Genomic DNA, 13193 nt, shown 5'->3' on the forward strand with positions numbered 1-13193 from the left:
ATTCACCATCCACTCATTCGTCCTGCTGGCGCTGGCCTGTTTCGCGCCGGCAACGCTGGCCGCCGATGTGCCTGGCAGCCAGGACCTGGAGCGTGTGCCACGCATGCCCGACGCGCAAATCGTCGACTACCGGCAAGCCAGCGACCTGGAGCGGATCTACCCCATGGGGTCGATCCGCAAGATCAGCGGCCAGTTGCGTTTCGACGGACAAATCGATGCCCGTGGCAACGCCACTTCGGTGACCTACGAGCTGCCGCCCGAGCATTCCGCCACACAGGCCTTTACCGCCGCCCGCGAAGCGCTGCAAAAGCAGGGCGCCGAGCTGCTGTTCTGGTGCCAGGCCCGCGACTGCGGCGAAAGCAGCCTGTGGGCCAACGAAGTATTCGGCAATGCCAAGCTCTACGGCGCCGACAACGGCCAGGCCTATCTGCTGCTGCGCCTGGCGCCGCCGACGGACAACACGCTGATCGCGCTGTACGCCATCACCCGTGGCAATCGCAAGGCCTACTTGCACGTCGAGCAGTTCGAAGCCAATGCGCCGCTGGGCGATGTCTTGCCGACGTCGGCCACGCTGCTGCGCCAGCTCAAGGACACCGGCGTGCTGGACTTGCCGCGCCTGGCCGCTGAGCCGGACGATACCTGGCTGCGCCTGTTGTCCCGGGCGTTGAACCTGGACACGGGCCTGCGGGTCGGCATTGCCGGGCCGCAAGCCGAGGCGTGGCGACAGGCGCTGATCGGCCAGGGTGTGCGCGCCGCTCGAATGGAGACGGTCAGCGCAGAGACGGCAGGCCTGCATCTTGAGTTGCTGCGATAAACCGTTGCGGGGGCGTCGCTTGAAGGGATTGCCCCGGCACTTTTCATTTTTCGAGACCTTTCATGCTCAATAACGATCGGCTGTTGGTGCAGATCCTGCTCCTGGTGTTGTTCGGCGCAAGCCTCTGGGTGATGGCGCCGTTCTGGTCGGCGCTGTTCTGGGGCGCGGTGCTGGCGTTTGCCAGTTGGCCACTGATGCGCCTGCTGACCCGTTGGGTCAACGGTCGAGAATCCCTGGCGGCGGCCTTGCTCACGGTGGGCTGGATGTTGTTGGTGGCGGTGCCGCTGGTTTGGCTGGGATTCAACTTGGCCGATCATGTGCGCGATGCGACGGCATTCATCCGGGATGCACAGGTCGACGGCCTGCCTGAAGCGCCAGACTGGTTGGCCGGCGTGCCATTGGTGGGTGGGCGCCTGGTCGGCATCTGGAACAGCATCGACCAGCAAGGCGCGGCGATGATGGTGTCCATCAAGCCGTACCTGGGTCAGGTCGGCAACTGGTTGCTGGCCCGCAGCGCCCAGATCGGCGGCGGCATCCTCGAGCTGACCCTGAGCATCGTATTCGTGTTCTTTTTCTACCGTGACGGCCCGCGGCTGGCCGCGTTTGTCCAAGGGCTGCTGGAACGGCTGATCGGCGACCGTGCCGGTTATTACGTCGAGCTGGTGGCCGGGACAGTGCAGCGGGTAGTCAATGGAGTGATCGGGACTGCGGCGGCCCAGGCGGTGCTGGCACTGATAGGCTTCCTGATCGCCGGGGTTCCCGGAGCGCTGGTGCTGGGTATTGTCACCTTCCTGCTCAGCCTGATCCCGATGGGTCCACCACTGGCCTGGATCCCCGCCACGGCGTGGCTGGTATGGAAAGGTGAATACGGGATGGCGGTATTCCTGGGCATCTGGGGCACCTTCATCATCAGCGGCGTAGACAACGTGCTCAAGCCCTACCTGATCAGCCGTGGCGGAAACCTGCCGCTGGTGATCGTGCTGTTGGGGGTGTTCGGCGGGTTGATTGCGTTCGGCTTCATCGGGCTGTTCATCGGCCCAACCTTGCTGGCGGTGGCGTACAGCTTGCTGACGGATTGGAGCAAGAGCCAGGCGCGATAGTGGAAAGCCGTGCATCCCGCTGAGCTCCTACGGTCCAGCGGGAGCAAGCTCCCTCGCCACGAAAGCTGGCCAGCCTGGCCCCGGCTTAGCGGTAAATCAGGTCGCCACGTTCATGTGTTTGCCCACGGTGGCGACGTTATCCAGCGAATACTGCCGGCTGAGGTTGGCGATCATTTTATTCAACGCCTGGCTGGCATCGGTACGCTCTGAGGTGCTGTCGTCTCGGCGTCCGGCCTGCAAGGCGCTGTCCAGTTCGCTGGCGCTGATGCTGGCGTCGCCATCGGTGTCGAGCTGGCTGAACAGCGTTTCACTGGAGGACTGCTGGGAGGGCGGCGCTGGTGGCGCGAGGCTGGCGCTGAGCTCGTCGAGGCTGACTGTGCCGTCTTCATTCGCGTCCAAGGCCGAGAACACCTGGTCGCTGTCGGCGCTGCTGCCGGCGCTGGCGAGGCCGCTGCTCAGCTCGTCGCTGCTGATCACGCCATCGCCATCGGCGTCCAGGGCACTGAGCAACGCGTCGGCCAGTTCGGTATTTGGCGCCTGGTCCCGTGGCGGCGGAGGTGGCGGAGCCATCGCGGCCATCTCTTCACCGCTCAGGTCACCGCTGCCGTCACTGTCCAGGTCAGCAAAGTTGTCGCTCAGGCTGACAAGAATGCCATCGTCGCTTTTTTGCGACAGGGCCGTACTCAACTCATCCTGACCGACCGAGCCGTCGCCATTGCTGTCGAGCTTGTCGAGCAATTGTTTTTGAAACTGTTGGCTGCGGGCATTGCTTGCCACGGTATTGCTGGTGCTGGTGTAGGTCGAGTAACCGCTGATGCTGCCGATCATGGGCATGCTCCTTGAGGTGTGATGGCCGGTGGGTGCACCGGCTCATGCAGCCTCGACGGGGCAGTTGTCGTGGGTGTTTCGAGTGTGTACCGAGAGGAATACACAGTACTCGGACAGCCCCGAACCCCACGGGAGAGTAGAAGACTCAGGGGCGAGGCAAGCTGATCACCGCCGTCAATCCGCCCCCCGGCGTCTCTTCCAGGCTCAAGTGCCCGCCCAGGCGCTCGGCGGCCTCCCGGGCAATGGTCATGCCCAGGCCGACGCCACCAGAGTTGCGGTTACGCGAGCCTTCCAAGCGGAAGAATGGCTCGAATACCGCTTCGCGCTTGTCCACCGCGATGCCGGGGCCATGGTCAATCACCCGGATCAGCAATTGGTGCTGTTGATCTTCCAGAACAATCGAGGCGTCGCCTGCGTAGCGCAGGGCATTGTCGATGAGGTTGTTGAGGCACGAACGCAATGCCATCGGTTGCACCTGCAAAGGGGCGCAGGTGCCGCTGGCTTGCACGTTGGCGCCCTGGTCCTGGGCGTTTTCGCTCAGGGACTCCACCAGGGCCTGCACGTCCATCCACTGCAACGCCTCGCTGGTGCGTTGTTCGTGCAGATAGGTCAGGGTGGCATCGAGCATGCCGATCATATCGTCCAGGTCCTGGCGCATCTGATCCTGCAAACGGCTGTCGTTGATCTGCTCCAGGCGCAGCTTGAGCCGCGACAACGGGGTGCGCAGGTCATGGGATACCGCCCCCAGCATGCGCGAGCGTTGCTGCACTTGTTCACGGATCCGTCGTTGCATCAGGTTGAAGGTATGGGCGGCTTGCCGGGCCTCTCGCGGACCACTTTCAGCCAACGGCGGGCTGTCGAGGTCTTCGCTCAGTCGTTCGGCGGCGTCGCTCAGGCGTTGGATCGGTCGGGTCAGCAGCTTGGCGCCGTACCAGGCCGCGACAATCAGGAACACGAACTGAAACGTCAGCGGCACCACGGGGCCGCCGAACCAGGGGCGTTGGCCCGGTGGCGGGCCGGAGCGCGGGGGGCCTGCAGCTTGATGGGAGAATGCCGGGGGCGGCCCGGGAGGTGGCTTGTCGTAATGAAAGAACCAGGCAAAGGCCAACAGATGCGCCAGGATGATCGCCAAGAGCAGCACGCCGAACAGGCGGCCGAACAGGGAATCGAAGCGCAGGCGCATCAGCCGATATCCCGCGCGTCGAACAGGTAGCCTTCACCGCGCACGGTCTTGATCAACTGCGGGGCCTTCGGGTCGTCGCCCAGTTTCTGGCGCAAGCGCGAGACCAAAAGATCGATGCTGCGGTCGAAGGCCTCGATCGAACGACCACGCGCGGCGTCCAGCAGTTGTTCACGGCTGAGCACTCGGCGTGGTCGTTCGATGAACACCCACAGCAGGCGGAATTCAGCGTTGGACAGGGGCACCACCAAGCCGTTGGGAGAGACCAGCTGGCGCAGCACGCTGTTGAGTCGCCAGTTATCGAAGCGAATGTTGGCGCGCTGCTCGCTGCGGTCATCGCGCACGCGGCGCAGGATGGTCTGGATTCGCGCCACCAGTTCCCTGGGTTCGAAGGGCTTGGCCATGTAGTCGTCGGCGCCCAGTTCCAGGCCGATGATGCGGTCGGTGGGCTCGCAGCGAGCCGTCAGCATCAGGATTGGAATGTCCGACTCGACCCGCAGCCAGCGGCACAGTTGCAAACCGTCTTCGCCTGGCAACATAAGGTCCAGCACGACCACGTCGAAATGCTCGGCTTGCATCGCCTGGCGCATGGCCGCGCCATCGGTCACGCCACTGGCACGAATGCCGAAGCGGGCGAGGTAATCGATCAGCAATTCGCGGATCGGCACGTCGTCATCGACGATCAGTGCACGAGTGGTCCAGCGCCGATCATCTTCAGGCACTTTCTGATCGCCAGCATTTGAAATGGGGGTGTTCTGCATGAGTGCGTCATCTGCCAGTTGGGCTGCCAACCGCATGGAGGGCGGCGAGGGCGTGGTTTGAGCATAAGCTTCGGACGGTGGGCCGTGAAGCGCTGGAATAACCGGTTGCGGCGGCGCAGGGTAGCGTCCTGCCGTATTGTGCGCATGTCATGAATGTATCGGCTCCGACACAAACGGCAGCAGGGCGATTGATGATTTACCGATCATCGGGTCCCGCAAGGGCGCTGGTTCCGCTACAATGCGCGCCGATTTCGACTTGCCTGAGAGCCCGCTCATGTCCGCCTGCCAGACGCCTATCATCGTCGCCCTGGATTTCCCTACCCGTGACGCCGCCCTGAAGCTGGCCGACCAGTTGGACCCCAAGCTGTGCCGGGTCAAAGTCGGCAAGGAACTGTTCACCAGTTGCGCTTCGGAAATTGTCGGGACCTTGCGTGACAAGGGGTTCGAAGTATTCCTGGACCTGAAATTCCATGACATTCCCAACACCACCGCCATGGCCGTCAAGGCTGCGGCGGAGATGGGCGTATGGATGGTCAATGTGCATTGCTCCGGTGGCCTGCGCATGATGGCGGCCTGCCGTGAAGTGCTGGACCAGCGCAGCGGCCCGAAACCGTTGCTGATCGGCGTGACCGTGCTGACCAGCATGGAGCGTGAGGATCTGGCGGGAATCGGCCTGGACATCGAGCCTCAGGAGCAAGTGCTGCGCCTGGCGGCGCTGGCGCAAAAGGCTGGCCTGGATGGCCTGGTCTGCTCGGCGCTGGAAGCCGGCGCCCTGAAAGCGGCGCATCCATCGCTGCAGTTGGTGACACCGGGGATTCGTCCGGCGGGCAGCGCGCAGGACGATCAACGGCGCATCCTGACCCCGCGCCAGGCACTGGACGCAGGCTCCGATTACCTGGTGATTGGCCGTCCGATCAGCCAGGCTGCCGATCCGGCGAAGGCGCTGGCGGCCGTCGTGGCTGAGCTGGCCTGACCGACACGCTGTAGATCTTGTGGGAGCGAGCTTGCTCGCGATAGCGATACCTCAGCCAACTCAAATGTGGCTGATAATCCGCCATCGCGAGCAAGCTCGCTCCCACAGTCGTTTTATGTCAGGGCTTGAGCATCCGGTCCGTGTCTTGCGTCAGACCTTCAAAACCAACTTCCCAAAGTTTTCTCCGCTGAACAACTTTGTCAGCGTCTCGGGGAACGTCTCCAGTCCTTCAACAATGTCTTCCTTGCTCTTGAGTTGCCCCTTGGCCATCCAGCCGGCCATTTCCTGACCCGCAGCGGCAAACTGCGAGGCATAGTCCATGACCACGAACCCTTCCATGCGTGCACGATTGACCAGCAGCGAAAGGTAGTTGGCCGGGCCCTTCACGGCTTCCTTGTTGTTGTATTGGCTGATGGCGCCGCAGATCACCACGCGGGCCTTGAGGTTTAGGCGGCTGAGCACGGCATCGAGGATATCGCCGCCGACGTTATCGAAATATACATCCACGCCTTTGGGGCATTCGCGCTTGAGGCCGGCATGGACGTCCTCATTTTTGTAGTCGATGGCGCCATCGAAGCCCAGCTCATCGATGAGGAACTGGCACTTGTCGGCGCCGCCGGCGATGCCGACCACGCGGCAGCCTTTGATTTTGGCAATTTGCCCGGCAATGCTGCCCACGGCACCGGCGGCGCCTGAAAGCACCACGGTTTCGCCAGCCTTGGGCGCGCCGACATCCAGCAGGGCGAAATAGGCGGTCATGCCGGTCATGCCCAGTGCGGACAAATAACGTGGCAGCGGCGCCAGTTTCGGATCGACCTTGTAGAAACCGCGTGGCTCGCCGAGGTAATAGTCCTGCACGCCCAACGCGCCGTTGACGTAGTCTCCCACCGCAAATCCGGGGTTGTTCGAGGCAATCACCTGGCCTACGCCCAGGGCTCGCATGACTTCGCCGATACCGACCGGGGGAATGTAGGACTTGCCTTCGTTCATCCAGCCGCGCATGGCCGGGTCGAGGGACAGGTACTCGTTCTTGACCAGGATCTGGCCCGCTGCCGGTTCGCCAACCGGGACTTGTTGATAAGTGAACGTCTCGCGGGTCGCGGCGCCCACCGGGCGTTTGGCGAGCAGGAATTGGCGGTTGGTCTGGGCGGTCATGACAGGCACTCAAGATGAATGAAGCCTTGTTGATAGACCTTCGACGCGCTTACCGCAAGGTTTGCCGATCCAGCGAATGCAGGTTGATCCAAGCCAGTGATGGTGCGGTGGGTGGTGTTATCACTGGCGTTCATGCAGCACCAACCGGCCACTGGATAGTGCTGCCGTGCCGTTGCGGTCGGTGGCTATAGTGCGGCGGTCAGCAATTCTTCGAGGCAATGACAATGAGCATGACGTTTTCCGGGCAGGTTGCCGTGGTGACGGGCGGCGCGGCGGGTATTGGCCGCGCCACGGCCCAGGCGTTCGCGGCGCAAGGGCTCAAGGTCGTCGTTGCCGACCTGGACGAGGCGGGCGGCGAGGGTACGGTCCAGTCGATTCGAGAGGCGGGTGGCGACGCCACGTTCGTGCGCTGCAACGTGACGCTCGACGGTGACGTGCAAAACCTGATGAGTGAGGTGATCAACGTTTACGGGCGCCTCGATTACGCCTTCAACAACGCGGGCATCGAAATCGAGAAGGGCAAGCTGCCGGACGGCACCCTTGATGAGTTCGACGCGATCATGGGCGTCAATGTCAAAGGGGTCTGGTTGTGCATGAAGTACCAGCTGCCATTGCTCCTGGCCCAGGGCGGCGGAGCCATCGTCAACACGGCTTCGGTGGCGGGGCTTGGCGCGGCGCCGAAGATGAGCATCTACGCAGCGTCAAAGCATGCGGTGATCGGCCTGACAAAATCGGCGGCCATTGAATATGCCAAGAAGAAAATCCGCGTGAACGCGGTGTGTCCAGCGGTGATCGACACCGATATGTTCCGTCGGGCCTATGAAGCGGACCCGAAAAAAGCCGATTTCGCCAACGCAATGCACCCGGTCGGGCGTATCGGCAAGGTCGAGGAAATCGCCAGTGCGGTGCTGTATCTGTGCAGCGATGGCGCTGCGTTTACCACGGGGCATTCATTGGCGGTGGATGGCGGCGTGACGGCGTTCTGACTGTGGCGGTTGCGATATTTGCAGGACGAAGCCCGCATTGACTGCGGGCTTTTTTCTTTCACGTTTTGGAAGGTTCCCCGGTTTGGGCCGTCAATGTATTTCAAAGGATGAGAATGGGGCGTTTTTACGGGTTGTCTTACATCGCCCGGCGTCAGCCTGTGCTTAACTGCTCCGGATTCAAAACAAATGCTTTAGGAGCTTGATTACTCATGGAGTTGAGAATCGATCGGCAGGCCCTTGTGCCTGTGGTGCAGCAGATAGTCGATGCGCTGGTCGGCTGGGTTCGACAGGAGACGGTGCAACCGGGGACGCGCCTGCCATCCGTCCGGCAGTTGGCGCGAGAAAACCTGCTTAGCCAGGCCAGTGTCCACGAAGCTTGCCAGCGCTTGGTCGCCCAGGGTTTGCTGGCGTCTCGTAACGGTTCGAGCTTTTTCGTCAGCGTCGTTCTTCCACCCAGGCACGAATCCGCCGGAAGCGGTGGGCTGCAAGACGCTCTTTTCGATCCCGACGCGGTAACGGATTCGCAGCGGGAGCTGAAGCTGGGCTGTGGCGGGCTGCCCGAAAGTTGGCGAGAAAGCGACGACCTGGGGTATGCGATCCGGCAGGTCAGCCGAACCGATATGGCGGGTTTGTTCAACTACAGTACCGGCCTCGGCTTGCCGGCACTGCGTCAGCAATTGTCCAGGCGTCTCAAACAGTTTGATATCGAAGCTGATGAAAACCGGATCCTGACCACCTCGGGGGCGACCCAGGGGCTGGACTTGATCGTGCGGACACTTTTGCCGCCGGGATGCTGTGTCGTGGTGGAGAGCCCCGGTTATCCGAAACTGTTCGACCTGCTCAGGCTGCACAGGATTGACATGATCGAACTGCCCAGGACGCCACGGGGCCCCGATGTCGATGCTCTCCAGTGTCTGCTGATGACTCATCGCCCCTGTGCTCTTTTCGTCAACAGCGCCTGCCATAACCCAACCGGCAGCAACCTGGCTCCGACCGTGGCCCAGCGATTGATGGAGCTGGCGAAAGAGCATGGGTTGCTCGTTATCGAAGACGACGTCTATGCGGATTTCCAGAGTCCAACGCGAGCCCGGCTGGCGGCGCTGGACGCCGAAGTGATTTATTTGGGCAGTTTCTCGAAAACCCTGAGCAGCTCGCTGCGAGTCGGTTTCGTGGTCGCGTCGCCGCCCATCATCGCGCGCCTTAGCGAGGTCAAGGAAGTGACCAGCATGGGCGCCTCGCGCTTTTGTGAGTCGGTGCTGGCCAATCTCCTGGCCAATGGTGCCTATCGCAAACTGGTCCAGCGTCAGCGCCAGCGTCTGAATACTGACATGACGGTGACGCTGCAGGCTCTGGAGGATGCCGACTGGAGCGTTTTCGGTAAGCCGACCGGCGGGCTTTTCATCTGGGCACGTCCGCCGTTGCGCGACTATGCTGGGGTGCAGAGCCTGGCAGAGCGGTGCGGCATCCAGCTGTCGTCGCGCACCGCATTCAGCCCTTTGGGCCTGGAGACTGACTGGCTGAGGATCAACGTGGCCTACGCCAGGGATCCCAAAGCCCTGGCGTTCTTCCAAGCTACGACGCTGGATCGACCTCAAGTGTCCTGAAAACGACGCGGCTGTAGCTTTTTGCCATTATTCCGACGCCAGCATCTTGTGTTGCGGGGCGTCTCGTTGCGAATCTGCAATCAACACACACTGGCAGAGGATTGGGCGCAATGATTTCGGCCGTGCAAGGACGTTTTGCCAACCTCGGTATGGCAAAGAAACTGGGTATCGGGTTTGTCCTGGTGCTGCTGCTCACTGCAGTGGTGGCGGCCATTGGCGTCTGGTCCCTGCAGACCGTCAGTTATCGCTTCGATGGCCTGAAGCAGATGTCGTCACTCAACAGCGGTCTGCTCAAGGTCCGCCTGCTCGAGCAGGAATACGCCTCGCGTTCCGACCCCAAGACAGCCGATGCGTTGCGTCAAGGCGTCGATGGGTTGGTTGCGTTGGCGAACGAGCTCAAAGGCCAGTCGGCGGCCAATGTGCCGGTGATGAATGATGTCGAACTGGCCTTGGCGGCTTACCGCAAGGCATTCGATGAGTTCGTCGAGCTGAGCCAGAGCAAGGACCTGGCGCTGGAGATGGCCAGTTGGTCGGTTTCCAGTGTCGCCAATAACCTGGACGTGTTGCAGGCGGGACTCGCGGATGACGGCGCCTATACCTTGAAAGACTCCGAGGGCAAGGAGGGTGCTGAATTCATCGAGCAGGCCAACCAGGTCAGCGAAGTGTCGCGACTCATGCTGCAGGCCATGAACGAAGCGCGGGTTCGCCTGGACCAGAGTCGCAAGGGCAATGACGAGACTGCCGGGCAAGGCAATATCGAACAGGCCGAGCAGGCCATGAAACTGGCCGAAGGTCTCAAGAGCGCGGTCAAGGATCCCGGCTACCAGACCGTGCTCAACGAAGTGGCTGGGCATATTGGTGGATTCAACCAGCAACTGGCCGAATACACCGGCCTTTTGGCCAAGGAAAAAATCGTCTACCAGCAATTGCACGAGCGCGCTGACCAGGTCGTGGCGCGGGTTGACCAGGCCTACAACGCCGAAGACGCCGCCATGCAGGCGGAGCTGAAGAAAAACTCGCTGATGATCATCGGCTCGTCGGCCCTGGCCTTGCTGGTGGGGCTGGTTGCAGCCTGGGTCATCACCCGCTTGATCGTCTCGCCGTTGCGCAGTGTCATCCGCGTCGCCCAGCAAATTGCCGCCGGAGACCTGAGCGCTAAAGTCGACGTGACACGCCGGGACGAGATCGGGCAACTGATGCTCTCGATGCAACAGATGGGGGCAGGGCTGAGCAGCATCGTCAGCGGTTTGCAGGCTGGCATCGAGCAACTGGCCAGTTCGGCCCAGTCACTTTCGTCCGTGACTGAGCAGACCAATCTGGAAGTCAGTAGCCAGAAAGAGGAAACCGAGCAGGTTGCCACGGCAATGAACCAGATGACCGCTACGGTGCACGACGTGGCCCGCAATGCCGAAGAGGCGGCGCAAGCGGCCCAGACAGCCGACGACAAGGTCGAAACCGGTCAACAAGTGGTGCGCCAGAGCATGGTGCGCATCGAGCAACTGGCCGACTCGGCCACGTCGGCCAGCACCAGTATCGAAAGCCTGAGTGCCGAGATACAGAACATCGGCACTGTCTTGAGCGTGATCAAGAGCGTGGCCGAACAAACCAACCTGCTCGCCCTCAATGCCGCGATCGAGGCGGCTCGGGCAGGTGAACAGGGAAGGGGGTTTGCGGTAGTGGCCGACGAAGTCCGCGCCTTGGCGAGACGCACGCAACAGTCCACCGAGGAAATCGAGCGACTGGTGAGCGCGCTGCGTTCAGCGGCCCAGACCTCCGTACAGCAAATCCAGGCCAGCGGCGAACTGGTGAAAATGGCGGTCAGCGATGCGCTGCAGACCGAAAGCGCACTGGGCAGCATCGCGGCGGCCGTGTCATTGATCCAACAGATGAATCAGCAAATCGCAGCGGCCGCCGAGCAACAAAGCTCAGTGGCCGAAGAAATCAACCGCAGCGTCACCAGCATCCGCGCCAGCGCCGATCAGTCGTCGATGGCCATGCAAGGCAACGCCGCGTCCAGCATTGAACTGGCGCAGCTTGGGATTGAATTGAAAGGAATGGTGGGGCATTTCAGGTTGTGAATGGGTGGGTTGCCGCTATCGCGAGCAAGCTCGCTCCCACATTGGGTGATGAGTAGGTACCCTAACGGGAATATTCAGAGACCCCATGTGGGAGCGAGCCTGCTCGCGAATAGGCCATTCCTCCCAGCATCTTCAGTGACTGTCACACCGCCTTCGCGAGCAGGCTCGCTCCCACAGGTGAAACGCGGTGTGCCACCGGAACCAGGTCGGCCCGAAGGCCGCCTCGGGATGGACGTAGATTTCGGCGCCCCGTTAACCACGATGGCTGAACGCAGGCCTTGCGCAGTGGGCAACCCGGCATGGATGCCGGGTTAGCCGCGCAGGGCCATGGATGGCCCATCGCGGCGGGCTCACGGAGCAAGGCCGGAGTGAGGGCATGCCGAGCCTAGGCGAGGCACCGAGTGGTGGGGCAAAAGCGTTTTGCTTACTTTTGCGCTTCTCAAAAGTGAGCCGCTGTAAGAGCGGAACCGCCAGCAGCCATTACCAAAGAAACGGATATACACGCAAAACCAAAACCAAAACCAACGATCAGTCGTAAACCTTCTTCTTCTTCCACTCATCGTTCGCTTCGTCTTCCTTCAACCCTTCAGTCAACTGGTTCACCTCACCCTCCACAGGCTGAGTGCTGGCCAGGACCTGGGCATTGGCCCGAGCCAGAAGCTTCTCGAGATAAGCCAACTGCTCGGCATACACCTGCGGCTCCTGCTGCTTGCGCAAATACTGCACACCACGCTCGAACGCCAGGCGCGCCTGCCCAGGCTGCTCCTGCTGCAAGGCCTGCTGACCGAGGTTGTTGAAAAACTCGATGTGCAGCAGCACCAGCAGATGACGCACCTCGCGAATCCAACGCTTGGCCTCGTTGGACGGCAGGAAGCCGTCCTGGGCGGCGCGGGTGATCTGGCCGTGCAAGGCTTCGAGCAAAAACCGCACATCCTTGGCCTTGGCTTCGGTCTGGATCGGTGCCGGCGGGTTGTTGACCGGAATCGACTCACCTTGAGCGGCCAGTGCAGTCAGTTCATCCAGGCGGGACTTGACCGCGGCGTTGGACTTGTCGAGATTGAGCAAGCGCTGGCAGACGTTGAGCTCAAGGCGCGTCATCAGCAACTTCAGGGCCGGGGTCATCAACTGGCCGGGGAAGGTTTCGGTGAGCTCGCCACAACGACGCAGGCGGTCGTTGAGTTCAACCTTGGTACGGGCCTTCTCCAGCTTGTTGTTTTCCACCACATGGTTCATGTAGCCAATGGCGATCAACAGTGCGATCCCGGCTACGACGAGCAGGGTGATCATGAGTGGTGTCACCGGTAAGACCTCTTTATTGGGGTACGCATGTCATGAGTGTAGTGGCTTGGCTTTTAAGCGCATAGTTCCGCGCCATGCGATTAGACGGGCGTCATGCTGTTTATGGGCGTGCAGCTCAATGGGTGCACATTGCCACTATTTGCCGGCCGCGACTATAACGTCTTGGCGGGCGACAGAATATAGACGCCAGAGACCGGACGGGTAAAATCCGCAGATCGCCCCAAATCGGGCGAAGTCATTGATTTAAATAAATTTATATCTGGGGGTTGACGACCCTCCAATCCATCCATAGAATGCGCGCCACTTACAGCGTAAAGCACTCAGCCAAACGCGATAAGTAGTGAATGTTGTACGTGTGTCCCCTTCGTCTAGTGGCCTAGGACACCGCCCTTTCACGGCGGTAACAGGGGTTCGA

11 protein-coding genes and 1 pseudogene are annotated in these 13193 nt (G+C 61.5%); 7 read left to right on the top strand and 5 right to left on the bottom strand.

All coding sequences use genetic code 11. From position 1 onward, the window contains the following. The first annotated feature begins 7 nt into the window (after nucleotides 1-7). Nucleotides 8-814 (top strand): DUF4892 domain-containing protein, encoded by an 807-nt coding sequence (locus FHK92_RS21555; protein WP_181289945.1) that lies wholly within the window; start codon nucleotides 8-10, stop codon nucleotides 812-814. A gap of 62 nt (nucleotides 815-876) precedes the next feature. Further along, the gene (locus FHK92_RS21560; protein WP_181289851.1) at nucleotides 877-1914 is read left to right on the top strand and encodes an AI-2E family transporter; all 1038 of its coding nucleotides are present in this window, start codon (nucleotides 877-879) and stop codon (nucleotides 1912-1914) included. 96 nt (nucleotides 1915-2010) lie between these two features. On the opposite strand, the gene xopAW is transcribed toward FHK92_RS21560, so the two are convergent. From xopAW to FHK92_RS21575, 3 genes are all read right to left on the bottom strand, one after another. Beyond that, nucleotides 2011-2742, bottom strand: a complete 732-nt coding sequence (gene xopAW, locus FHK92_RS21565; protein ID WP_181289852.1) for a XopAW family type III secretion system calcium-binding effector — start codon at nucleotides 2740-2742, stop codon at nucleotides 2011-2013. A gap of 145 nt (nucleotides 2743-2887) precedes the next feature. After that, nucleotides 2888-3925: a sensor histidine kinase gene (locus tag FHK92_RS21570; protein ID WP_181289853.1), complete on the bottom strand. Its 1038-nt coding sequence runs from the start codon at nucleotides 3923-3925 to the stop codon at nucleotides 2888-2890. Continuing rightward, nucleotides 3925-4683 (bottom strand): response regulator, encoded by a 759-nt coding sequence (locus FHK92_RS21575; RefSeq protein ID WP_181289854.1) that lies wholly within the window; start codon nucleotides 4681-4683, stop codon nucleotides 3925-3927. Before FHK92_RS21575 ends, FHK92_RS21570 begins: the two co-directional genes overlap by 1 nt. A gap of 274 nt (nucleotides 4684-4957) precedes the next feature. On the opposite strand from FHK92_RS21575, the gene pyrF reads away from it, so the two are divergent. Next, entirely contained in the window at nucleotides 4958-5656 is a 699-nt protein-coding gene (pyrF, locus tag FHK92_RS21580) for an orotidine-5'-phosphate decarboxylase (protein WP_167659345.1), read from the top strand. A 150-nt stretch (nucleotides 5657-5806) separates the two neighbouring features. Here pyrF and FHK92_RS21585 read toward each other — a convergent pair whose 3' ends face one another. Beyond that, nucleotides 5807-6811: an NADP-dependent oxidoreductase gene (locus FHK92_RS21585; RefSeq protein ID WP_181289855.1), complete on the bottom strand. Its 1005-nt coding sequence runs from the start codon at nucleotides 6809-6811 to the stop codon at nucleotides 5807-5809. Nucleotides 6812-7035: 224 nt separating this feature from the next. Here FHK92_RS21585 and FHK92_RS21590 point away from each other — a divergent pair, with 224 nt between their 5' ends. The 4 genes and pseudogenes from FHK92_RS21590 (at nucleotide 7036) to FHK92_RS28180 (ending at nucleotide 11479) form a co-directional block, all read left to right on the top strand. Beyond that, nucleotides 7036-7797: an SDR family oxidoreductase gene (locus FHK92_RS21590; protein ID WP_181289856.1), complete on the top strand. Its 762-nt coding sequence runs from the start codon at nucleotides 7036-7038 to the stop codon at nucleotides 7795-7797. A gap of 209 nt (nucleotides 7798-8006) precedes the next feature. Continuing rightward, nucleotides 8007-9401, top strand: a complete 1395-nt coding sequence (locus tag FHK92_RS21595) for an aminotransferase-like domain-containing protein (protein WP_181289858.1) — start codon at nucleotides 8007-8009, stop codon at nucleotides 9399-9401. 1022 nt (nucleotides 9402-10423) lie between these two features. Next, nucleotides 10424-10570: pseudogene (locus FHK92_RS28175) on the top strand (HAMP domain-containing protein); the annotation flags it as partial. A 204-nt stretch (nucleotides 10571-10774) separates the two neighbouring features. Further along, nucleotides 10775-11479: a methyl-accepting chemotaxis protein gene (locus FHK92_RS28180; RefSeq protein ID WP_375154621.1), complete on the top strand. Its 705-nt coding sequence runs from the start codon at nucleotides 10775-10777 to the stop codon at nucleotides 11477-11479. Nucleotides 11480-12007: 528 nt separating this feature from the next. On the opposite strand, the gene FHK92_RS21605 is transcribed toward FHK92_RS28180, so the two are convergent. Further along, nucleotides 12008-12766 carry a hypothetical protein gene (locus FHK92_RS21605; protein ID WP_181289861.1) on the bottom strand — a complete coding sequence of 253 codons (759 nt, stop codon included), beginning with the start codon at nucleotides 12764-12766 and terminating at the stop codon, nucleotides 12008-12010. Between the last annotated feature and the right edge of the window lie 427 nt (nucleotides 12767-13193).

Origin of the sequence: Pseudomonas brassicacearum subsp. neoaurantiaca (genome assembly GCF_013608025.1) — a bacterium.
GTDB lineage: Bacteria > Pseudomonadota > Gammaproteobacteria > Pseudomonadales > Pseudomonadaceae > Aquipseudomonas.

What these genes read in the sequence shown, in the direction of transcription:
- FHK92_RS21560 (WP_181289851.1), top strand. Translation starts at nt 877, where the DNA reads ATGCTCAATAACGATCGGCTGTTGGTGCAGATCCTGCTCCTGGTGTTG.
- xopAW (WP_181289852.1), bottom strand. Translation starts at nt 2,742, where the DNA reads ATGATCGGCAGCATCAGCGGTTACTCGACCTACACCAGCACCAGCAAT.
- FHK92_RS21570 (WP_181289853.1), bottom strand. Translation starts at nt 3,925, where the DNA reads ATGCGCCTGCGCTTCGATTCCCTGTTCGGCCGCCTGTTCGGCGTGCTG.
- FHK92_RS21575 (WP_181289854.1), bottom strand. Translation starts at nt 4,683, where the DNA reads ATGCAGAACACCCCCATTTCAAATGCTGGCGATCAGAAAGTGCCTGAA.
- pyrF (WP_167659345.1), top strand. Translation starts at nt 4,958, where the DNA reads ATGTCCGCCTGCCAGACGCCTATCATCGTCGCCCTGGATTTCCCTACC.
- FHK92_RS21585 (WP_181289855.1), bottom strand. Translation starts at nt 6,811, where the DNA reads ATGACCGCCCAGACCAACCGCCAATTCCTGCTCGCCAAACGCCCGGTG.
- FHK92_RS21590 (WP_181289856.1), top strand. Translation starts at nt 7,036, where the DNA reads ATGAGCATGACGTTTTCCGGGCAGGTTGCCGTGGTGACGGGCGGCGCG.
- FHK92_RS21595 (WP_181289858.1), top strand. Translation starts at nt 8,007, where the DNA reads ATGGAGTTGAGAATCGATCGGCAGGCCCTTGTGCCTGTGGTGCAGCAG.
- FHK92_RS28180 (WP_375154621.1), top strand. Translation starts at nt 10,775, where the DNA reads ATGACCGCTACGGTGCACGACGTGGCCCGCAATGCCGAAGAGGCGGCG.
- FHK92_RS21605 (WP_181289861.1), bottom strand. Translation starts at nt 12,766, where the DNA reads ATGATCACCCTGCTCGTCGTAGCCGGGATCGCACTGTTGATCGCCATT.